Consider the following 20,543-nt stretch of genomic DNA (forward strand, 5'->3'; position numbering starts at 1 on the left):
CGGGGCCAGGCGGGCGAAGGTTCGTTAGCTTCCCCCGGCCTCGACGGAAAGCACCAGGGCCTCCCGCAGCGCTGCCACCGAGGTCCCTTCCAGCTCGGGCGCGCTGACGAGGATGATGGTCACCAGCCCAAAGCGGGTGGAGCAGGGGAGCACTTGCACATCCCCCGCTTCCGTGTCAGGGACCCACAGCACGTTCGGTGGTTGTTGCAGGCTGCCGGCACTGGCACGGAGCGCCTGTTGCACGGCGAGTATGGCGGAAACGATGAGCGACGAATGGCTGGGCACACCCCAGAGCATGTCACCGTGGTCGTCAGCCAGGAGCACTTCTGTGGCACCGGAGAATCGGCTGGCCCACCGCGCGAAATTTTCCAGGCGCTCGGTGATAGGCCCCTCCAGGGGTAGGAAAGCGGGAGCACCGGAAGATCGCGAGGCGGCTGGAGCGGGCGCGGAAACGATTGGCTCAGGAGGAGCAGGGCTCGGGTCCACATCAGGGGCTTGCACCGCTGGAGCCGTCGGCTCCGGACGCAGGCTGGCGAGGGGCGGGAGCTGGCTGAGCGGCGAGGGTGCCGGTGGAGCCATGGGGGCATCCAGCGGCGCAGTAGCGGGAGGGGATGTCTGCACCACAGGCGGTTCATCCTGAATCAATCCTGCCTGCTTTGCCCTGTCCCGAATGACGCGCAGTTTTTCCCGGATGAGCACCACGTCAGCGCTGGGGGCCTGAGGCTGGGCGGCTGCCGGGGCTTGGGCGGGTGCGGCCTGGCTGCCCACCGGCTCGGGAGCTTGGGGCAGGAGGGGTTGCTGCGGGCCTTGGGAGGCATCGGGCAGAGTCTGCACGTCCCAGCCACCGCCCGTGCCGGTTGAAGTGGTGCCATGCAGCAGGGCGGCCAGTGCCCGGACTTCGTCGGGTTCAATCCAGGAGACTTGCATGGCTTTGAAGCTGATCTTTGCGAGTGTTGAGTCCAGTGCGCTCCTCGATATCGGCAGCGAGTTGATCAAACAGGAGGGCGGTAGCTGGCGGATTCTTCCGAAGCAGACCGAGCGGCAGGCCGTGCGCGCTCGCTTCAAGGAAGAGGGGATCACGCGGGATCGCCTGATTGAAGAGGAAGGAGGCAGGGAGCATCTCGCGGAGTTCGCGGGCCACTTTCAGGCTGGCCTCGTGACTGGCGAGGAGCATGGTGAGCAGGATGCCGGCCACCCGTACCTGGGATCCCTCAGAGCGGAAGCGTGCCAACGTTTCCAGCAGCAGGGGGACGCTGCGCACCGCCAGTGGCTCCGCTTGCTGGGGAATGAGCACCCAGTCTGCGGTGCGCACGGCCACTTCCGTGATGCCGGTCAGGCCTGCCGCGGTGTCCATCAGCACCACGTCATACCCGAGGATGTCGCACTGCCGCAGCAGGTCCTGGATTTTCTGCGGGGCATCATCCACCCGGCCCGCTTTCAGGAAGGCGTCCGGAACTCCACAGGGCAGGATGCTGAATTCCGGGAGGCGCGTGGGGAGGATGTACGGACGCACATTGCCCCCCGCCATCAGGAAATCATAAAAGCCGCGCTTCTTGCGCGTATTCCTGCTCAAGGAGAGGCCGATGCCCCCTTGGGGATCCGTATCGATGAGGAGAGTATTCCATCCACGCCGGGCAAGCGCGTGGCCGAGATTGATGCAGACGGTCGTCTTTCCGACGCCTCCTTTCTGACTTGCAGTGGCGAGAGCTATCACGCCGGGGAGGTTAGCGAAGATCCCCAGTTTTGCAGCGAAATGTTCGCTCCAGATGAGGCCTATCGGCAAAAGTCTTTACTCAAGGGGGGCAGTTTAATAGGATCGAGGGACTTTCCCCCAAAAATCACGAGACCAAGCGCCACTACATGAAACTGAAGTTCAAGTTCACCCCCCTGTTTGCGAGCCTGCTTTTGGCCGTCGGCATTGCCCACGCGGACTCTGTCACTCTCAAAACCGGAGAGAAGTTTGAGGGGAAAATCCTCAGCGACACGGATACCGAAGTGGTCTTGGAGTACAACCTGACTCCCAAGATCAAGGACAAGAAGACGATCAAGAAGTCCGACATCCAGGACATGGTCAAGCTGTCCCCCTCAGAGCTCGCCTTCGTTGAGGAGAAGATGAGCGAAGTGCTGCCCACGCAGGACCTGATGACCGGGGGCGACTACGAGCGCATCATCCAGGACAAGCTGCGTACCTTCGTGGCGAAGTATCCCGGTACCAAGGAAGCCGGCGAAGTGGAGAAGATGATCTCCACCCTTTCCGAAGAAAAAGGGAAGGTGGTTGCCGGCGAGGTGAAGATGGAAGGCAAGTGGCTGGATCCTGCAACCGCCAAGCGGGAAGCCTACAACATCGAAGCCTACCGCACGCGTGTTGCCATGAAGGCAGCCACAGCAGGCACGGACGAGAAACGTTTCCGTGAGGCGTTGCGGCATTTTGATACGCTGCGCACCCAGTACGGAGCTTCCGCCCAATATGTGGATTCCATTCCTGAGGCTTTGGAAATCCTTGCCGGCTACCAGAAGCAGCTTGCTGCCATGGCCGCGGAATATCCGGTGATTCAAAAGCAGCGTGATGATGGCATGAAGACGCTCACCGGCGGCGATCTGCAGCTGACGAGAAATTCCATCGAGCAGGAGGCCCGTGCATTCAAGACTGTCCTCGACGCCCAAATCAAACAGAAGGTGAAGTGGCGCGATGTCTACAAATTCGATCTGAAGTCGATCCAGAGCGCCCAGGACACCGCGATGAAGGAAGCGGCGGGTCTCAAGGCGCTCGACCTGATCGCCCTCCGGAAGGAAAATGAGACTCTGGGTTCTGCGCTCCGTTATGTGGCGGACGAAAAGCCGGCTGAGGCCGATGCTGAGCTGGACAAACTGCGTGCGGCGAGAGCGACCCTGATCAACAGGACTGAAATGGCGCGAGTGGAGAAAGAAGTCCGTGCCCTGAAGGATCGGATGAGGACCCAGCAGAAGGGTGCCGGAGCGATGCCGGTGGCAGCGGCGACGGGTGCCGACGAAGAGGCTCCCTCAGCCAATCCCATCGAGGAAGCCATGAAGCAGCGTGAAAAGGAGAAGCAGGAAAAAGCTTCCGGCAAGAGCAGCTCCAAGAGCAGCAAGAAGGAGTCCGATGACAAGGATGCTGCAGACGACAAGAAGGACGAGAAAAAGACCACCAAGGCCAAGACCTCTTCCTCGGAGAAGTCCAGCTCTACGTCCACCCCTGAGCCTGAGCCCGGCCTCCTTGCCCAGCTCAATGACTACATCCCCTTCATTGGCGGTGGCCTGCTGCTCATCCTGATTCTGGCCATGGTATTCGGAAAGAAGAAGAAGGCCGACGCCTGATTTAGGGCCGGCGGTCTGGGTCTCCCAGTCTATCCAGGGCGCGTCACCCGCTTGCGAGCGTGGTTGACGCGCCCTTCCCTTTGGCGGTAATTGCGGGTCCAACCTCTCATGAGCGCTCCCCGCACGTCCAAACAACATCGAAAAACCGCAGAAACCGACATCCGGCTGGAACTGAATGTCGACGGGACCGGTGTGTCGGAAATCAAAACCGGCATCGGCTTCTTTGATCACATGCTCACCCTCTTCGCGAAGCATGGGCTTTTCGATTTGAAGATTCATGCCAAGGGGGACACGGAGGTGGACTTCCACCACACGGTGGAGGACACCGGCATTGTGCTGGGGAATGCCTTTCGTGAGGCTCTCGGTGCCAAGACGGGCATCACCCGGTACGGCCACATGCTTCTGCCCATGGATGAAACCCTGGCTCAGGTGGCTGTGGACCTGAGCGGCCGTGCTTTCACCGTCTTCCGCGCTCCCGAGCGGGTGGATACCATCGGCATTGGGTTCCATTTCCAACTGGTGGAGGAGTTCGTGCGCGGCTTTGCCAACGCCATCCTCGCGAATGTCCACGTGGAGATCCAGTACGGCAAAGATGCGCACCACATGGCCGAGGCCATCTTCAAAGGACTCGCCCGGTCGCTCGACCATGCCACCAAGGTGGATCCCCGCGTCACCGGCGTGCCGAGTACGAAGGATGTGCTCTAGGGATTTGAAATTTGAGATTTCAAATTTCAAATGTTCCCGAGGCGCCTACAGCGAACGGCTTGGTCCCCGTGGTCCGGCCGTTCGTAATGAATACCGACCACTGATTACTGCTTACTCTTTCCTCCCTTGAATCTCGGAATCCTCGATTATGGCGCCGGAAACTTGCGCAGCGTGCGCAATGCCTTCCTTGCGGTAGAACAGCCTGCCACCTTCGTCTCCGCGCCGGAGCATTTTGATGCGTTGGACATGCTCGTCTTTCCGGGCCAGGGAGCGTTTGGCGACTGCGTGCGCCAGCTTCAGGAGACGGGGTTGTGGGACCCGCTGAAGAAATGGCTGGCCGAGGAGCGCCCGTACTTCGGCATCTGCCTCGGGTACCAGCTTCTCTTCCAGAACGGGGAGGAGAATCCGGGGGTGGAGGGCCTGGCCAAGTTCGAAGGTTCCGTCGTCCGCTTCCCAGCGCAACCAGGCCTGAAGATTCCGCATATGGGGTGGAACAAGGCGCGTTTTACGGACGCCGCTCATCCCGCGTGGAAGGGCATGGGAGATGATGAGACCTTCTATTTCGTGCACTCCTATTTCCCGCAGCCGAAGGATGCCTCACTGGCGGCTTGTACGACCGACTACAGCGGAGAATTCGTCAGTGGCATCGCGGCGAAGAACCTGCTGGCTGTGCAGTTTCACCCGGAGAAGAGCCAGAAGGCGGGGCTCACGCTGCTGAAGAATGCACTGGAGTATTTGGGCCGGTAGCACCGGCACCCGCAAAGCCTACAGCTTCAGGCGCGAGACAGAAATCCTCCCGCCGAAGCATGCTTCCACGTCCGAGCCCGGCTGCACCGGGCGGTCTGCGTAGCGCGCGGTATACTTGAGTCTGCGGTGCCCCGGAGATGTATCATCTACCATCACCTCCTCATAGGCTACATTGAGCGGGAGGCGGCAGGGCGTGGTGGTGATGCGCTCAGGCAGTTCCCGTTCCCCGGGTGGCAGGTGCGGGAGATTTACGTTCCAGAGCTCTCCATCCGCCAATGGCTGCGTGATGAGTTCTCCCAGAAGCTGTGCTGTCCAGCGGGCCACACGGGGCCAGTCGAGGGCGATGCCCGAGATGAGATAGTGGGAGACAGCGATGGCGGGAACGCCGTGGTACGCAGCCTCGCGAGCCCCGGCCAGGGTGCCGGAGATCGGGATATCCTGGCCCATATTTCCCCCGGCATTCACTCCAGAGAGCACGAAGTCGGGCCTGATGCCCAGGGCGAAAAGCCCGATGCGCACACAGTCAGCCGGTGTGCCGCTGGTGTGGTAGCGGTTGTCGGATTCCTGCACTGTGGTCAGCAAATGGTGTGTGGTGAGGCTGTGGCCACACTGGGAGCGCTCGCTGGAAGGCGCTACAATGGTGAAGGTGGCGCCAGGAATGAGGGATACCGCATCCGCCATGGCTGCGATGCCGGGGGCGTGGACGCCGTCGTCGTTCGTGATGAGGAAGTGCATTTGCGGCTGCGCTCAACTGCACTTCTTCTTTTGCAGCGCCTGCAGCAGCATTTCGTAGCGCCTGATGAGGGAAACTTCGGCGAGGAGCTTTTGCTGAAGCTTCGGACAGCGGGTGAAGTGGTAGCTCAGCACATCACAAACGAGCTCCGGATCCTCCGTCCCTTCCAGGGCGGCACGCAGTTGCTTGGCCTCCTCAATACACGCATTGGCAAAGAGCTCCAGCACCTGCTGTTTCAGTTCACGGGCACGATTCAGGTCGTCCGCGATCGTTGCTACGGGCTCGATGGTGGCAATCTTGAAGGGCTTCTCCTGAACCCAACCTGTGAGCTTGATGCGGCGCAGGCCCAGGAGCAAAAGCTGGGACGTGCCGTCCGACTGCTTCACACAGGCACGAACGAGCCCCGCGGTGGTGTAGGGCTGCACGGGTGCCGACTCGGATGTGCTCTCCCGTGATCCCACGCAGAACATGCGATTGGTATCCAGAACATGACTCAACATCTGGCGGTAGCGTTCCTCAAAGATATAAAGAGGAAGCAGGCAGCCAGGGAAGAGATGGCAGTCCGTCAGCACCATGACCGGCAGCCTGTCTGGCAGGGTGCGGTCTTCTGGGGGATTGGGATCAAAGGTTTTCGAGCTGGAATCCATGGGCAGGTGAATCAACACCGTGCGGTTACCCGTGGATTACGCGCCGGAACAGCGTCTGGGTTGAGAGATTAATCTCATGAAAACAACGCGCGCACCGGCGTGCCGCCATCCGTGATGGGCACCGGACGTGAGCCATCCATCAATTCCTTGGTCGGGTCAACCCCCAAGGCAGCATGAATCGTCGCATGGAAGTCCGGCAGGCTCACCGGGTTCTCAAGGACCTGCTTGGAGAGTTCATCCGTGACGCCATAGGCGCCGCAGTGCTTCAGCCCGCCACCCGCAAGCACCATGCTGAAGCAGGTGCCCTGGTGGCCGCGGCCGCCGCGACCATCGAATTGCGCCGGACGACCGAATTCCGTGCCGATTGCAATCAAGGTTTTGTCGAGCAGCTTTTTGTCGCGCAAGTCGGTGATGAGTGCGGAGAACGCGGCATCAAGCTCCTTGATGAGAAGATGCTGCGCCGCCTGGCCCTCATTGTGCGTGTCCCAGCCGGTGCCGTTCATGAAGTTCAGGTTGTGTGAGACTTCAATGAAACGCACCCCTGCCTGTACGAGGCGGCGTGAAAGGAGGCAGCGCTGGCCGAACTCACCGCCGTAGGCATTGCGCAGTTCTGCGGGCTCTTCGTCCAGCTTGAAGTTACGCATGAAATCAGGGCCGGCGAGACGCAGGGCTTCACGCTGGGCGGTCTCGTAGTCGGCCATCAGCGAGTCATCCGGGATGCGGTGCTGCAGGGGCTGGAGAAGCTTCTGCCGTGCATCCATGCGCTGCTGCGTTACAAACTCCGGGCGGGTGAAGCCCGCAGGTCCTTGTTGGGTGTCCGTGAGATAGATGTAGCCATGCTTCGTGCCGAGGAATCCCGGGCCGCGGCTCACATTGGGATAGCCGATGAGCATGTACGCCGGCACTGACGGATCCGCCGCACCACGCTCATGCGCCACGATGGAACCAATGGAGGGGTAGGTCACATTGCCGCTGATCATGCGGCCGGTGTGCACGATGTTCGTCGCGAAGGCGTGCTCATCCACCACCTTGTGATTCACCGTGCGCATCGCCGTGACATGCTCCATGAGCTTTGCTGTGCGGGGGAGGTGCTCGCACACCTGCACGCCCGGCACGGAAGTATCGATGGCCGGATAGGCGCTGCCCGCCTTCTTCGGATTCGCCTGGGGATCTCCGAGCGCTTTGGGGTCGAAGGTATCAATCTGCGCCATGCCACCCCCGAGCCAGATGAAGATGCAGTGTTCGGCTTTCCCCTTGGGAATGTTCAGTGCGTTCGTGCTGGACGCATGACCAAAGAGCGGAGCAGCGGCCAGCGCGGCGGTGGAGCGGAGGAAGTTGCGGCGATTCATGACAGTGGAACGGAAGAGGTGAAGATGAAATGACGTAGGAAAAGGAGGATTCTTCAGGGAGCGTAGACCCACTCAGGAGCGTTCAGCATGGCCCAGAGCACGTCTTCGAGTTTGCCTCGCCAGGTGGCATCGAGCTTCTCGGTGGGAGTATCACCCTTGCGGGCATCGACCTCTTCCTGCATGCGCACCGTGGTGGCTTCAGGGTCGAGGTGGTTGGACCAGGAGACATACTTCGCGGGTTTGCGGCTGATTTCCGCAACCTTTGCAGGAGCACCGGTCTTCACGCGAGTGGCATAGCCCTCCGAGAGATAAGATGTGTAGCGCTCGCGTTCTTCCGCGGTGGGATTGCGGGTGAGGAGCTTGAGGAAGAGCGTGTCCACCAGTTTTTCCACCGGCATGTCCCGTAAAGCGAGCTGGGTCACGCCGTGGTCATCGCTCAGACGGGTAAGCCAGACGCCCACAGTACCATTCGAGATGATGGCAGGTTGCAGCGCATTGGGATCTGTTTCACGCACACTGCTCGGGTCTTGGCGCGCACCACGCCAGCCGAAGGCAGTGAGCACGTCGCACATGGCCTGGATGCGTGGAAGGCTCAGGCTGGGACGGTCACGCTCGTTGGACGTCGATGCGAGCATCCAGGAGCGGCGCGGCTGGCCGAGGCTGATGGAGTTGTTCAAATCGCGACGGCCATCAATGTCGAGGCTCACTTCCTCCGTGCGGAAGGGCTTGCCAGTCGCTGCGAAGAGAGCATCGACGATCTGCTCCGCATTCAACCGGCGTGGGGCAGGTGAGGTGAAGAGGGGGCTTGGTGCCTTCAGTGTGGAATCGGTGGCGCGTTGATACGCGTGCGAATTCATGACCAGCGAGGTGAGCTTCTTCAAGCTGTAGCCGGACCGCACAAACTCACGACCCAGGTACTGCAGAAGCTCGGGATGCGTGGCCTTGCCCTTTTCCCAGTCTGCCACGGGCTCCACGATGCCGCGACCCATGAGGCGGGCCCACACGCGATTCACGATGACCTGGGCAAAGCGCTCATTCTGCGGTGCGGTGATGAGTGACGCAAGCCGATCGCGATCGTCCTTCACATCCTGTGCCAGCTTGTCCGCCACGTCTTCCGGGCAGAACTCCGGGAACGGCCACTTCGGTTGCACCTTGGTGCCGGGCTGCAGGGTGACCTGGATCAACGGCTTGCGACCACCCGCATGCAGCTTGTCCATGGGGACACTGCTCGTGGCGGGCACGTTGAGTGGCTCCCTGGCCATCATGGCGGCGATTTCAAAGAGATCCTGCTGGGTGCTCTCGTGGGCAGGGGAGTCATGGCATCGGGCGCACTTGGTTTCCACCCCAAGGAATGCGGTGGTGACGATGGTGCCCTTGGCTGCCATCGGCACGTCATTCTGGGAAGCCACGCCAAATCCCGCTGGCCCACCGAAACGCACGCTGCCACGCAGGCGCACCAGCTCGGTGACGAAGAGATCCATGGGCTTGTCATCCAGCATCGATTCATAGATCCACCAGCGGAAGGGACCGGTGTTGTTCAGCGTGGGATTGAGAATGTTCGGATTCTCCGCAAGCACATCTTGCCAGTAACCGACCCAGTTGTCTGCCCAGCGAGGATCGGCGAGAAGGCGGTCGATGGCCTTGGCGCGCTTGTCCTTGCTTGTGTCCTTCACGAAGGCTTCGATCTCGGCCAGCGAGGGGGCAACACCCACGGTGTCCAGCGTCACACGACGCAGGAACGTGAGGTCATCCGTGAGCGGAGTGAGGTTCACATGAGCGACCTTCAGCTCGGGCCAGGTCGCGCCTTCTTTGATCCAGCGGGAGAGGAGGTCGATCTGTTCCTTTGTCAGCGGCTTGCCCTTGGGCGGCATGATGAGCTCTTCATCATCCGTGGACACGCGAGCGATGATGGAGCTCTTCTCAGGATGCTTCGGTGTGATGCCGGCGCCATCGGACTCACCCCCGCGCAAGGCTGCCGCGAAATCGTCCAGACGGAGATCGCCCTTCGTCTTGGTGCCTTGATGGCAATCGTAGCACTTGGTTTCCAAAATGGGTTGGATGTCACGGTAGTAGTCTACGGTGCCGCTTTGTGCTGCTGTGTTCTGCGCTGCTACGCGGGCAATCTTCTGTGCGAGGAAGTTGTCGATCGCATTCAGTGCAGGATAGCCCTCGGCAGCGGCGGGTACTTTCACTTCAGGAGTTTCTGCCAGCCACTTCGTGGCAGCTTCACGACGCTTCGTCCAATAGGCGGCCTGCTCGCCACGGAGAGCGGCGCGGGCTTCCGCATCCATGGCGGAGAGCTTCATGCTCTGCTTCGCTTCGTATGCAGCCCAGGACTGGTCATTGTAGGCGATGGGCTCCTTGCCAGGGGTGAGCAACTCCCATGATTCCGTACCCTGCTTGGACCACGCCACGACCATTTCACCTGTTTCCGGACGACGGCGGTTCTTCGCGCCAAGCACACCACCCACCATCTGCTCGAGCATCACCACGTGTTCGCCGCCCTTGGATTCGAACTCGACCACAGCTTCCTGCGTTCCCGGAGGTGCAAAGCGGAAGTCAGGACCAAGGTCGAGATACGTGGCCTGCTCGGCGACATAACCGTGACCACCGCTATCAGGCTTCGCAAAGGCGAGCTTCATGATCAGCTTGCCATCGACGTACAGCTGTGAGGCACTGCGTCCGCGGAGGAGCAGGCGGTGCTTGCCCGCAGGCAGGGTCACCTTCGCAGCGGCGCGCAGCACGAGCGGATTGGCGCGGTCACCGCGTACACCGGTATCCACATACTTCTGTGGAATGTCGCTGATGCCAAAGGCCCCGACGTTGTAGGACTCATCAGCCTTGGGAGGAATGGTTGGCCAGGCGTTTTTCGCAGGCACGCCACTTTCACAAATCTCCACCCGCACCAAACCCTTCGGCAGAGTGTCAGGATTCACGACTGGAGGCGGAGGAATGAATTGGAAACGCTGGGCGAGCAATGTCTCCGGCACTGCTTTGCGATAGATGGCGACTTCATCGAGCCAGCCACGCAGCGTATTGCCTTCGCCACCGCCATAGCCGGTGCCGATCATGATGTCGTCACCATCCTGCACAGGCGCGCGATCCGTCTTGCCATCCAGATCCCAGGTGCCCTTCACTTCCTTGCCATCGACAAAGCTGCGAATGCTGGAGCCCTTGCCGAAGGTGTAGGTCACGGCGATGTGGTGCCAGCCGCTGCCGGGTGTGAGGCCTTCGGTGGCCACCCAACGATGGTACCCTTCCTTGGCATCGGGCTTGTCCGGAAGACTGCGGAACAAAAACGTAGGCCGCGCCTCACCGCCCTCACCCTTCAAACGCAGGGCGTAGTTCTGGTTCTCTGGCGTGAAATCCTTGTTCTTGTTGCGCCCTTTGCCGATGAGGTAGCTGTATGCGCCGTTGCGGATCTCTTCCACATTCACCCAGGCCTCGAGTGTGATGGAGTCATCCATGCCGAATCGCACATTGGTGTCAGGCAGATCCGACTCCTTCACCACGATGGCTGTGTTCGTACCACCAAAGTATGCCGCCTTGTTGCCAGGTTGAAACGCGGGAAAAGTGGGCGGCAAAGGACCATCCTCAAGCTGCTCCTTGCCCTTCCACTTGCCGGCCTCCTTCGCATCGAAGCTCCATTTTACGATGGGCTTGTAGTCCGCCGCTTTTGGATTCTCCTTCGAATCATTCTGCGCATCGTTCGCAGCATCGTTGTTGCCTGCATCATTCTGCGCGAGCAGCGGTGCAGCAGCCATGGCGAGTGCGAAGGGGAGTAACCGGAAATGCTTCATGGTGAGGTAGGTCGATGATAACGAGATCCGGCCCGTTATTCCAACACCGCAAAGAGGGGAATTTTGGCTCCCCCATTTGGGGGATTGATTTACATGCCGCACAAAATGAATGGTTTAGCGAGATAGTTTGTTTGGCCGTTTTTGCATCTGCGGGGAACATTCGAAAGAAATCTGCCAGCCAGGAGGTTCCGAGGCTGGCTTGACACTTTTTATCGAGCCCTTTACCCTCGATTTCATGAAAACGATCCGGGTGCTAGGAGCGACCTTGATGGCAGTTTCAGTGACGTTCGCCAGCCAATTGCTGGCGGGGCCCGGAAGCCAGATTGGCGTCGGGAATCGGGTGGCCGCGATGTGGAGCAATGGCGGCTACTTTCTCGGCACAGTGACGGAGATCGAAGGCGAACGCTTCAACATTCTCTTTGAAGATGGCGACCGGCTGGCCGTGGATTCTTCAAGGGTGGTCGCTCTTCGTGAAGACACTGCTTTCGCTGTGGGGGAGCGTGTGATGGCAGCATGGAAGGGCATCTCCATGTATCCGGGAGTCGTGACCAAGGTGCATGCGAAGTCCTGCATGGTGAAATGGGACGACGGCGATGCACCCCTGCTGGTGGCGAAGGACAAGATCTTCCATGCGGACAAGGCGGTCGTGGCGACGACGGCAGTGACGATGATTCCCACTGTCAGTGACCAGACTTTCAAGGTGGGTGATCACGTTATGGCCGTGTGGAAAAACGGGCACAAGTTTCCAGGTGTCATCTCCCAGGTCGAAGGTAATCACTTTCTAATTCGCTGGGATGATGGAGATACTCCGCTGTGGGTAGCTAAAGAGGGAATCTCATCTCTAGAAGGGGCGCGTGTAACTACCGCAACTACCTTCAACGTGGGCGAGCATGTGGCCGCACAGTGGAGGGACTCCCGCTACTATCCCGGCGTCGTGACCGAGGTTCGCGGCAGCCAGTGCCTCATCAAATGGGATGATGGCGACGAGCCTCTCTTTGTCCTTCAGGAGCACATTCGCGCGCTGCCAAATACTCCGTCAGCATCATTGAACGTGGGTGATCATGTCCTGGCCTCCTGGAAAGATGGTCACAAGTATCCGGGTGTCATCGCTGAAGTGCGTGGCGACTCGTGCCTCATCAGGTGGGATGATGGTGATGAGCCCTTGTTCGTGGCGAAGGACAAAATCCTTCCCTTCCCTCAGCAGCAGGTGCGGTTGCTCCCAGGCGCGACTCCGGGACGGTAGAAGCCAACCAGAGCGCGCTACTCTGCCGCTGGCGCGAGGGAGATGCAGGCCACCGCCATGGCGGCCACGCCTTCCTCGCGTCCTACGAAGCCAAGCCGCTCATTTGTGGTGGCCTTGATGCCTACCCGATCCGGTGAGATGCCGAGCGCCGCGCCGATGCGTTCCTTCATCGCCGCCGCGTGAGGCTTCACCTTGGGAGCCTCAGCAATCACGGTGCTGTCCACGTTCTCGATGCTGGCGCCTTTGCTCCGGGCGATCTCCGCGACTTTCTCCAGAATCTTCAGGCTGCTGATGCCCTCAATGCTGGCATCGGATGGCGGAAACCAATAACCGATGTCCGGTTCACCCAGGGCACCGAGAACAGCATCCGCGATGGCATGGCTGAGCACATCCGCATCCGAGTGGCCCTTCAAGCCTTTGGCGTGTGGAATCTCCACACCACCGAGGATGAAGGCGCGGCCTTCTGCATATTGATGAACGTCGTAACCGATGCCTACGCGGGTCATGAATGACAAGGAGTGAAAACTACCGATTCATCTCACAGATATTCCGTGAGATCGATCTTGCCGTTTGTGGCGCAGATGAAGAGCTTGCCCTCATGCGTGCGGCTGGGCTGTTCGAGGAACTCACCTCCCGCTTCCAGCAGCAACAGCTTGCCAGCGGCGATGTCCCACTCGCTGAGCTGTTCTTCGATGTAGGCATCGAGACGTCCGCAGGCAATGTAGGCCAGGGCCAAAGCGGCGCTGCCGAGCATGCGGGTCTTGCGCACTTCCACGGAGATGCGCTTGTAGCGGTCGAAGCTGGCTTCCAGGGCTTCGCGGCTCTTGGAGAAGCCGACGGTTACCACGGCATCCGAAAGGTGTGCGCGTGAGCTGGTGCGGATGGGCTTGCCATTGAGTGTGGGCGTTTTGCCCTTTTCCACGGCCCAGGTTTCCTTCTGGATGGGGTCGTAAATGACGCCCGCCACGAGCTCACCCTTCTCCTTCACGCCGATGGAGACGCAGAAGTGCGGGATGCCGTAGAAGAAATTCACCGTGCCATCGATGGGATCCACAATCCACTCGGTGGTGCTCTGTAGGTTGCCATCGCTGCCTTCCTCACCCAGTACGGCGTGATCGGGGAAGTGCTTCAGAATGATGTCGGTGATGATCTGTTGGCTGCGCACATCGAGCTCGAGCTTGATGTCGTACTGCAGCATTTCATTGACCGAGAGGTCCGAGCCAAAGTGCTCGCGTTGGAGTTCGCCGGCGGCTTGCGCGGCTTCGATGGCGACACTTAACAGGGAACTCATGGATGCTCTTTCTCCGCTGCCAGCGTCGCGACCCTCCGGATGATTTCGCGGGCCAGCGAACGTTTGGATTGCTTGGGAAGCGGTTCGGTATTCCCGGAAGGGAAGCAGAGAATGACTTCGTTTTCCTCGCTGTCAAACCCTGTGTCTGCCCGGCTGACATCGTTGGCAATCACGAGGTCGCAGCTCTTGCGCTGGAGCTTGGTCATGGCGTTCTCCACGAGGTGCTCCGTCTCCGCGGCAAAGCCGACCAGAAAGCCCTGATAACCAAACACTGTGCGCATGGAGCCGAGCACATCCGGCGTGCGCTCCAGCTCCAGGGTGAGGGCTTCGTCACGCTTTTTGATCTTCTGGCTTTGCACGATCTTGGGACGGTAGTCGGCCACAGCAGCGGCATGGATGGCGATGTCTGGTGCGGCAGATTTGCAGAGGGACTGCACGGCCTCCCACATCTGCTGCGCGGATTCCACCTTCACGAGGTTCACTCCCTCTGGCGAGATAGGCGTCACAGGACCACTCACCAAGGTAACCTCGTAGCCCTCCTCCTTTGCGGCCTCTGCGAGCGCATAGCCCATCTTGCCAGAGGAGCGATTGGAAAGGAACCGTACGGGGTCGAGTGCTTCCCGGGTGGGTCCTGCGGTGATGAGGATGCGCATGCTGAAAACGTAGCTCGCGAGTCCCTTCGCGAGTGCATTCTGTCACTGACTCGCGAAGGGACTCGCGAGCTACGTTAGCGGCTTACGCCGCCCTTCCTTCCAACACCTCCATCGCCCTCGCCACCACGCCCTCGACGGGCCAGAGACGGCCACTGCCTTCATAACCGCAGGCGAGCATACCATCATCGGGACCGATGAAGTGATGGCCCCAGGATTTCAGTGTCTCCACATTCTTCTGCGTGGCGGGGTGCGACCACATCTTGCCATTCATCGCAGGCGCAACAAGCACGGGTGCGCGCGTGGCCAGGGCAATCGTCGTGAGCGCATCGTTCGCAAGGCCATGAGCCATCGCTGCCATGACATTCGCCGAAGCTGGCGCGATCAGCAGCAGATCCGCGCTGTCCGCGAGCCCGATGTGCGTGGGCCGCCAGCTTTCCTTTTCATCAAAAAGGTCCGTCACCACGGGTTGCTTCGAGAGCACTTGCAGGGTGAGGGGAGTGATGAACTGCTGCGCGTCCTTCGTCATCACGCAGGTGACCTTGCAGCCCTGCTTTACAAGCTGGCTGGCGAGGTCCGCTGCCTTGTACGCGGCGATGGAGCCGGCGACGCCGAGGAGGATGTGTTTCATCTGGTGTGGTTACACCCTAATACGCCGGCCGGGACACTTCAAGACGAGGGTGGGGCGCGGGTGCCCTCTCAATCTTCTTCCACCTCCACCGGGTCGGCGAGTCCGAAAAGGTATTCCAGGTCCTCGCGGCCCAGATTGCGGGCGAAGCTTTCCTCACCCAGTACATCGTTGCTCATAAGCTGCTTCTGCTGTTGCAGAAGGCGGATCTTTTGCTCGATGGTGTCCTTGGCAAGAAGGCGATAGGCCATCACCGGCTGGGTCTGGCCGATGCGGTGGGCACGGTCAATCGCCTGATTTTCCACGGCAGGGTTCCACCAGGGATCGTAGAGGATCACGTAGCTGGCAGCTGTCAGGTTCAGACCGCTGCCGCCCGCCTTGAGCGAAAGCAGGAATACGGAAGGCTGCGGATCCGTCTGGAAGGCTTGCACGATTTCGGCGCGATTCTGCGTGGCTCCCGTCAGCCAGTGGTAGGGGCGGCCCAATGCGATGAGCTTGTCCCGGATGATCTTCAGCATCGAGACGAACTGCGAGAAGACCAGCACTTTGTGCCCTTCGTCGTGCAACTGATCAAGCAATTCGAGCAGTGCATTGAGCTTGGCGCTTTCCTCATTCTCCGCACCGGGCTGCACGAGTGCAGGATGGCAGCAGATCTGACGCAGGCGGGTGATGGCCTGAAGGATGGCAAAGCGACGCTTGTTCAGGAGATCCGCACCGGTGGCAGTGAGGATCATGTGCTGAGCTTGCGCAAGCTGGTCGCGGTAGAGTTTCTCCTGCAGGCCACTCAGTTCACAGAACATGTTCTCTTCCGTGCGCGGCGGCAGCTCGCGGGCCACCTGACCCTTGGTACGGCGGAGGATGAAGGGGCGCAGTCGTGCGCTGAGACGCTCTGCCGCGCGGTCGTCCTTGCGACGATCAAAGTGACGCTGGAAATACGCACGATCGCCCAGCGCCCCAGGCGTGGCGAAGGTCATGAGGCTCCAGAGATCCAGCAGGCGATTCTCCAACGGCGTGCCGGTGAGCACCAAACGATTCTGCGCGTGGAGTTGTCTCGCTGCCTGCGCCACCTTCGAGTCAGGATTTTTGATCTGCTGGCCTTCGTCCAGAATGGCTGCGAGCCAGTTCACCTTCTGCAGTTCCTCGATGCAGGCGCGGAGTTGTGCGTAGTTCAGCACCAGCACATCGGCTTCCTGTTGCAGACGTCGGAGGTCGAGTGTGTCCTTTTCGCGAAGCACTTCCACACGCAACGCCGGGGCCGCCTTGCCAAACTCAATGGCCCACACATCCAGCACCGACTTCGGGCACACCACGAGGCATGGAGCGAGCTTGTCTCCGTTGTTCTCCGCGGCACGCTGACGCAGCCACAGGACCCACGCGATGCTTTGCACCGTTTTGCCGAGGCCCATGTCATCCGCGAGCACGCCACCGAAGCGATTGATGGTCAGGTAGGACAGGAAATGGAAGCCATCCACTTGATAGGGACGCAGGGTAATTGTGAGTGCGTCTGGGACCGGAGCCTTGGTTTCCAGATCGAGGCGGGCGAGACGATCGCGGATGCGTTCCCACAACTCCGGTGGCAGGAAATCCTTCTTCTGCTGCGCGGCAAGCTGACGTGCGTGGATGGGGTGCGCCTCATCCGAGAGCTCGTTGATGTCGAGGCCGAGTGCCGCGATGGTGTTCTGCTGCTCCTCCGTGAGTTCCAGCTTCACGCTGCGCCAGGTGCCATCCGCCAGTCGCACGAATCCACCCCGAGCTGCGATAAGTTTGCGGATTTCAGCAGGCTTCAACTCCAGACCTTCAATGTCGAAGACCAGGCGCAGGTCGAACCAGTCGATGCCTGCCTCATTCACCTCCAGCCGCACGGTGGCCTTCAATGGATCCGCGAGAATGGTCTCCAGTTTGGTGTCCGTCTCCAGGGTCATCCCATTCGGCAGGCCAGCAGCCCACGCATGGAATTGTTCCGGGAATGTCTTGGTGATGCGCACACGGAAGGCGTCCAGCTCCGGATCATAGGTGGCTTTGAGCTGGTCCAGCATTGGTGGCACAGCTTCAAGCGCAGTGCGGTCGTAGCAGGGGATGCAGCCTTCCTCATCGCGTTGCAGTTCCGCGACTTCCCAGCGGCGTCCGCGTAGTGTCTGCTCCAGCAGGCCGTTCGAGCTGATGGCGCTGGCGGAGACCGCGATATGTTCCGTGCCCCCCTGGTCCACCTTCGGCAGGCAGTGGGCCTTCAGGTGTACTTGAAAAGTTTCGTGCCGCACCTTCTTGGCGAGGGACGGCGGGAGTTCCACTCCGAGACGCTTCAGGAAACGCACACCATCTTCGGTGGCCAGTGCGGCGACGGGGATCTCGATGCTGGTGTGTGCGGAGGTGCCTTCCTCAAAGGAGGCGGGGCCGCGGAATACCGTGTCGCTGCTCAGGTACAGGGGCTCCGCCGCTGGCAGGCTGCGCAGAGGCTTCGGCGGCTCGTGACCGGAGGCATCCGTGAGGACCAGCAGGACGGCATGCAGATTGCCATCACTGCGGAGGATTTCACGGGCGGACCATCGGAGCGGATCTTCTGCACGGGCAAAGGGCGTTTCGTCGAGTGTGATGAGCGCGTCTGACAGCTCATTCTGATTGAAAAGCGAAGCGAGCCAGCGCGCAGCGGCGACATCATCGAGCCTCACAATCGGACGAATCTGATCGCGCAATGCACGCGACGCGGACTCGAGCATGAGCCGTGAGGGCAGGGGAAGTCGCAACGCATTCTGCTGCTCCAGCATCAGGAGTTGATCCAGTTCGGGATCGGCGAGATTGCGCCACGGCGAGGCAGAGTCATTCCGAACTTGGAAGCGCGCTTCGTTCGGCGTGACGAGCAGACGCAGTTGCACGTCGAGTGCGCCTGGAATCTCCCGCTGGCCAAACTCGCGGATGATGCTGGCCCAGCGCGGCAGGTCCTCCTGCTGATGCCACGAAGCGAGCTTGGCCTGCACCCCTGGGAGGTCTGTGATGCTGTCCAGGAACGAGGGATAGGTCAGCTTCCGCTCGATGAGGGCTGCGGCGAGGTAGTTCCAGAAATCCACCACTTCGCGAGGTGGCTCGGGCCACAGGCGGAGGGGATCGTAGCTTTGCACAGGCCAGCGCGAGTTCAGGCGGACCAGATCGTGGTCGTAGATTTCGCCGAGTGCACGGTAGCGTTCATAGCGCTTCTCTACCTTGGCCACGTACTGCTCCTCGGAGGCGGTGAGCTGGCGGGCGAGCCGCTCCTCAATCACATCCTGCAGGCTCCGCTGGACTTGGGTGGGCGTAGCTTCCTCCTTGGCTTCCGTCTCCAGCATGGCAGCGCACTGGGCGATGCCAGCACCCTCCGGCTCGACGGTCGGGGCATTGGTGCGCCCCTTCCAGCCACGGGCTGTCTTGGCTAGGAAGACTCGCACAATCTCCTCTTCCAGAGCCACCTCCGCCTCTACCGTCTCCTCGCTGAATTGCAGCATCCGTACCTTGCCTTCCTCCACGAGGGAGCGGGCGGCGGTAACAGTAGCCTCATCGAACGCGGATATGAAAGCTTCGACTTCGCTGGCGCTTGGCATGGGTCTACAGGAGGGGGACTCGGAAAAAACGGCGGATCGGTACCTGTAGCACAGGGGGAGGCAGCGGCGCAAGGTGTTGTGGGGATTTGTCCCATCCGGAGAAACCTTTGCCTGTTGCGCCATGCTTTCTTGCAAGCGCTGCCGCACCGGGCTAGTTCGACAGCATGTCAGAATCGAAGGAGCAGGAGGCAGTAGAGAGTCCGCGGCCCAAGCCGTGGGTGGCCCTGGGCACGGGGCTTGCCTGCCTGCTTTTTGCACTGGTCTTGCAGTGGTCAAATGACGCATGGAATGCGGACCTTGCTGGGGATCCGGATGAGGCCGCCCACGCGGTCACCAGTCTGATGGTGCGGGACTATCTCACCGATGCGCTTCCGGGGAATCCGCTGCATTATGCGCAGGACTACTACGAGCATTTTCCCAAGGTGGCTCTCGGACACTACCCTCCGGGCTACTACCTCATCACCGCACTGGCGCTCCTGCCCGGTGCTGAGATTGCCGCCTTGATCGCTTTGCAGGCGGTGTTCTGCGGTATCTTGGGTTGGCAGATTTTTCTGCTCGGCCATCGGTTGACCGGAGCATTCGGAGCCTGGCTGGTCGCCATGGTGTTCGTGGCACTTCCGATGGTGCAAAAGGTGTCGTCCTGCGTCATGTCGGACCTCCTTCTGTCCATCTTCTGTCTCGCTGCGGTGCAGGCTTGGCTGGAATACTTGCGACGGCCCGGTGCGTGGATGGCATTGCTTTTTGGCTTCATGGCAGCAGCGGCCATTCTCACCAAGGGCGCTGGCTTGTTGCTTGCCCTGGTGCCTCCCGTGAGTCTCGTCCTCGCTGGGGAATTCCGTCTGCTGAAGAAATGGAGCTTTTGGCTGGCCCCGCTGCCGGTGATCGTACTGGCCGCGCCCTGGATGCTCTACTCCGTTCGTTTCACGCAAGAAGGCATGTCCAGTGTGAGAGGCCTGGCCTATGTGATGAAGGCGGCTCCGTTTTATGGCAGTGGGATCGTGCAGGTGTTTGGGCTGCTGGTCGCAGCACTGATGGTGATCAGCTTGCTCAGGGTTCTCGTGTCATTGCTGAGGAGGTGTCCTGCTCCTGTTGACACCGCAGTGTTGTGGGCGCTGATCGCAGGCACTCTCGCCGTGGCGCTTGTGGTGCCAGCAGGCCTGAGCACGCGCTATCTGGTGCCAGCGGGCGGGGCATTCCTTTTGCTTGCCTTTGCTGAGTGCCGGTACTGGCTGGCCTTTCTGCAAAGGCGCTCCAGCGAATCTGCCAATGTAAGTGGGGGATGGGCCGGTGCGGTGGGAGCTGTTGTGGTCGCCGGTGTCACCGTCGCTACTGTCGGATGGTCCGCGCCCAAAGTAGCCTCGGGATTTGGTGAAGCGGTCACGCAACTCGAAGCAGGGACCCGAGAAGCAGCCTCGGAGCACGGTGCCTGGTTGGTATCCTCCGACGCGCGCGGGGAGGGCGCTGTGATTGCGGCTGCGGCGTTCGGCCTTCCGTCCCGGAAAGACTGGCCTCTCACCATCCTGCGCGCCAGCAAGGAACTGTCCTCCAGCGACTGGATGGGGCGCGGCTACGAGACGCAATTCAAGTCCGCGGAGGAACTGCGTCAGCGCCTGGATAAACTCAAGGTGGATTGCGTGATTGCGGACGAATCGGTACCTGCCAGCCATGCTCAGGCGCATCACGCAAAGGTGGTGGAGGCTCTCTCGAACTCTTCTGCATGGAGCCTTGCAAAAACGGTGACCGCGGACCGGGGGCTGGGGCAGAAGGGGCAGATCAAGTTGTTCCGCCGGGTCGAGTCCAACGCCTCCGTGGCCTCTCCGGAGCCAAAACGGGATTCCTGATTGC

Annotated in this window: 16 protein-coding genes; 5 read left to right on the top strand and 11 right to left on the bottom strand. The window is 60.6% G+C overall.

Annotated features, from left to right (window positions below):
• Positions 1-24: 24 nt before the first annotated feature.
• Both DES53_RS04380 and DES53_RS04385 read right to left on the bottom strand, forming a co-directional pair.
• The gene (locus tag DES53_RS04380) at positions 25-927 is read right to left on the bottom strand and encodes a hypothetical protein (protein ID WP_113956955.1); all 903 of its coding nucleotides are present in this window, start codon (positions 925-927) and stop codon (positions 25-27) included.
• On the bottom strand, positions 908-1,714 hold the full coding sequence (locus DES53_RS04385) for a ParA family protein (RefSeq protein ID WP_170156845.1): 807 nt from the start codon (positions 1,712-1,714) through the stop codon (positions 908-910). The genes DES53_RS04380 and DES53_RS04385 overlap by 20 nt, the downstream gene beginning before the upstream one ends.
• Positions 1,715-1,860: 146 nt before the next feature.
• On the opposite strand from DES53_RS04385, the gene DES53_RS04390 reads away from it, so the two are divergent.
• The 3 genes from DES53_RS04390 to hisH all read left to right on the top strand — a co-directional run bounded on the left by DES53_RS04390 (position 1,861) and on the right by hisH (position 4,788).
• Positions 1,861-3,336, top strand: coding sequence for a PTPDL family protein (locus DES53_RS04390; RefSeq protein WP_113956957.1), 1,476 nt, complete (start codon positions 1,861-1,863; stop codon positions 3,334-3,336).
• A 108-nt stretch (positions 3,337-3,444) separates the two neighbouring features.
• Positions 3,445-4,041, top strand: coding sequence for an imidazoleglycerol-phosphate dehydratase HisB (gene hisB / locus DES53_RS04395; protein WP_113956958.1), 597 nt, complete (start codon positions 3,445-3,447; stop codon positions 4,039-4,041).
• 126 nt (positions 4,042-4,167) lie between these two features.
• The gene (gene hisH / locus DES53_RS04400; protein ID WP_113956959.1) at positions 4,168-4,788 is read left to right on the top strand and encodes an imidazole glycerol phosphate synthase subunit HisH; all 621 of its coding nucleotides are present in this window, start codon (positions 4,168-4,170) and stop codon (positions 4,786-4,788) included.
• 18 nt (positions 4,789-4,806) lie between these two features.
• On the opposite strand, the gene surE is transcribed toward hisH, so the two are convergent.
• The 4 genes from surE to DES53_RS04420 all read right to left on the bottom strand — a co-directional run bounded on the left by surE (position 4,807) and on the right by DES53_RS04420 (position 11,317).
• Positions 4,807-5,523, bottom strand: a complete 717-nt coding sequence (gene surE, locus DES53_RS04405) for a 5'/3'-nucleotidase SurE (protein ID WP_113956960.1) — start codon at positions 5,521-5,523, stop codon at positions 4,807-4,809.
• A 12-nt stretch (positions 5,524-5,535) separates the two neighbouring features.
• Entirely contained in the window at positions 5,536-6,168 is a 633-nt protein-coding gene (locus DES53_RS04410) for an LON peptidase substrate-binding domain-containing protein (RefSeq protein ID WP_113956961.1), read from the bottom strand.
• 74 nt (positions 6,169-6,242) lie between these two features.
• The gene (locus tag DES53_RS04415) at positions 6,243-7,517 is read right to left on the bottom strand and encodes a DUF1501 domain-containing protein (RefSeq protein WP_113956962.1); all 1,275 of its coding nucleotides are present in this window, start codon (positions 7,515-7,517) and stop codon (positions 6,243-6,245) included.
• 53 nt (positions 7,518-7,570) lie between these two features.
• Positions 7,571-11,317, bottom strand: a complete 3,747-nt coding sequence (locus tag DES53_RS04420; protein WP_245958087.1) for a DUF1553 domain-containing protein — start codon at positions 11,315-11,317, stop codon at positions 7,571-7,573.
• Between the two features lie 235 nt (positions 11,318-11,552).
• Here DES53_RS04420 and DES53_RS04425 point away from each other — a divergent pair, with 235 nt between their 5' ends.
• Positions 11,553-12,560 (top strand): tudor domain-containing protein, encoded by a 1,008-nt coding sequence (locus DES53_RS04425; protein WP_113956964.1) that lies wholly within the window; start codon positions 11,553-11,555, stop codon positions 12,558-12,560.
• Between the two features lie 17 nt (positions 12,561-12,577).
• On the opposite strand, the gene ispF is transcribed toward DES53_RS04425, so the two are convergent.
• The 5 genes from ispF to DES53_RS04450 all read right to left on the bottom strand — a co-directional run bounded on the left by ispF (position 12,578) and on the right by DES53_RS04450 (position 18,698).
• Positions 12,578-13,066: a 2-C-methyl-D-erythritol 2,4-cyclodiphosphate synthase gene (gene ispF, locus DES53_RS04430; RefSeq protein WP_113956965.1), complete on the bottom strand. Its 489-nt coding sequence runs from the start codon at positions 13,064-13,066 to the stop codon at positions 12,578-12,580.
• A gap of 32 nt (positions 13,067-13,098) precedes the next feature.
• Positions 13,099-13,851 carry an inositol monophosphatase family protein gene (locus DES53_RS04435; protein ID WP_113956966.1) on the bottom strand — a complete coding sequence of 251 codons (753 nt, stop codon included), beginning with the start codon at positions 13,849-13,851 and terminating at the stop codon, positions 13,099-13,101.
• A complete protein-coding gene (locus DES53_RS04440) occupies positions 13,848-14,504 on the bottom strand; it encodes a phosphopantothenoylcysteine decarboxylase domain-containing protein (RefSeq protein WP_113956967.1) in 657 nt (218 codons plus the stop codon). Before DES53_RS04440 ends, DES53_RS04435 begins: the two co-directional genes overlap by 4 nt.
• A gap of 82 nt (positions 14,505-14,586) precedes the next feature.
• On the bottom strand, positions 14,587-15,132 hold the full coding sequence (locus DES53_RS04445) for a flavoprotein (RefSeq protein ID WP_113956968.1): 546 nt from the start codon (positions 15,130-15,132) through the stop codon (positions 14,587-14,589).
• Positions 15,133-15,200: 68 nt separating this feature from the next.
• Positions 15,201-18,698, bottom strand: coding sequence for a DEAD/DEAH box helicase (locus tag DES53_RS04450; RefSeq protein ID WP_170156846.1), 3,498 nt, complete (start codon positions 18,696-18,698; stop codon positions 15,201-15,203).
• A gap of 164 nt (positions 18,699-18,862) precedes the next feature.
• Here DES53_RS04450 and DES53_RS32770 point away from each other — a divergent pair, with 164 nt between their 5' ends.
• The gene (locus tag DES53_RS32770; RefSeq protein WP_170156847.1) at positions 18,863-20,539 is read left to right on the top strand and encodes an ArnT family glycosyltransferase; all 1,677 of its coding nucleotides are present in this window, start codon (positions 18,863-18,865) and stop codon (positions 20,537-20,539) included.
• Positions 20,540-20,543 lie beyond the last annotated feature (4 nt).

This window comes from Roseimicrobium gellanilyticum (genome assembly GCF_003315205.1).
Classification (GTDB): Bacteria; Verrucomicrobiota; Verrucomicrobiia; order Verrucomicrobiales; family Verrucomicrobiaceae; genus Roseimicrobium; species Roseimicrobium gellanilyticum.

What these genes read in the sequence shown, in the direction of transcription:
- DES53_RS04380 (WP_113956955.1), bottom strand. Translation starts at nt 927, where the DNA reads ATGCAAGTCTCCTGGATTGAACCCGACGAAGTCCGGGCACTGGCCGCC.
- DES53_RS04390 (WP_113956957.1), top strand. Translation starts at nt 1,861, where the DNA reads ATGAAACTGAAGTTCAAGTTCACCCCCCTGTTTGCGAGCCTGCTTTTG.
- hisB (WP_113956958.1), top strand. Translation starts at nt 3,445, where the DNA reads ATGAGCGCTCCCCGCACGTCCAAACAACATCGAAAAACCGCAGAAACC.
- surE (WP_113956960.1), bottom strand. Translation starts at nt 5,523, where the DNA reads ATGCACTTCCTCATCACGAACGACGACGGCGTCCACGCCCCCGGCATC.
- DES53_RS04410 (WP_113956961.1), bottom strand. Translation starts at nt 6,168, where the DNA reads ATGGATTCCAGCTCGAAAACCTTTGATCCCAATCCCCCAGAAGACCGC.
- DES53_RS04415 (WP_113956962.1), bottom strand. Translation starts at nt 7,517, where the DNA reads ATGAATCGCCGCAACTTCCTCCGCTCCACCGCCGCGCTGGCCGCTGCT.
- DES53_RS04420 (WP_245958087.1), bottom strand. Translation starts at nt 11,317, where the DNA reads ATGAAGCATTTCCGGTTACTCCCCTTCGCACTCGCCATGGCTGCTGCA.
- DES53_RS04425 (WP_113956964.1), top strand. Translation starts at nt 11,553, where the DNA reads ATGAAAACGATCCGGGTGCTAGGAGCGACCTTGATGGCAGTTTCAGTG.
- ispF (WP_113956965.1), bottom strand. Translation starts at nt 13,066, where the DNA reads ATGACCCGCGTAGGCATCGGTTACGACGTTCATCAATATGCAGAAGGC.
- DES53_RS04435 (WP_113956966.1), bottom strand. Translation starts at nt 13,851, where the DNA reads ATGAGTTCCCTGTTAAGTGTCGCCATCGAAGCCGCGCAAGCCGCCGGC.
- DES53_RS04440 (WP_113956967.1), bottom strand. Translation starts at nt 14,504, where the DNA reads ATGCGCATCCTCATCACCGCAGGACCCACCCGGGAAGCACTCGACCCC.
- DES53_RS04445 (WP_113956968.1), bottom strand. Translation starts at nt 15,132, where the DNA reads ATGAAACACATCCTCCTCGGCGTCGCCGGCTCCATCGCCGCGTACAAG.
- DES53_RS04450 (WP_170156846.1), bottom strand. Translation starts at nt 18,698, where the DNA reads ATGCCAAGCGCCAGCGAAGTCGAAGCTTTCATATCCGCGTTCGATGAG.
- DES53_RS32770 (WP_170156847.1), top strand. Translation starts at nt 18,863, where the DNA reads ATGTCAGAATCGAAGGAGCAGGAGGCAGTAGAGAGTCCGCGGCCCAAG.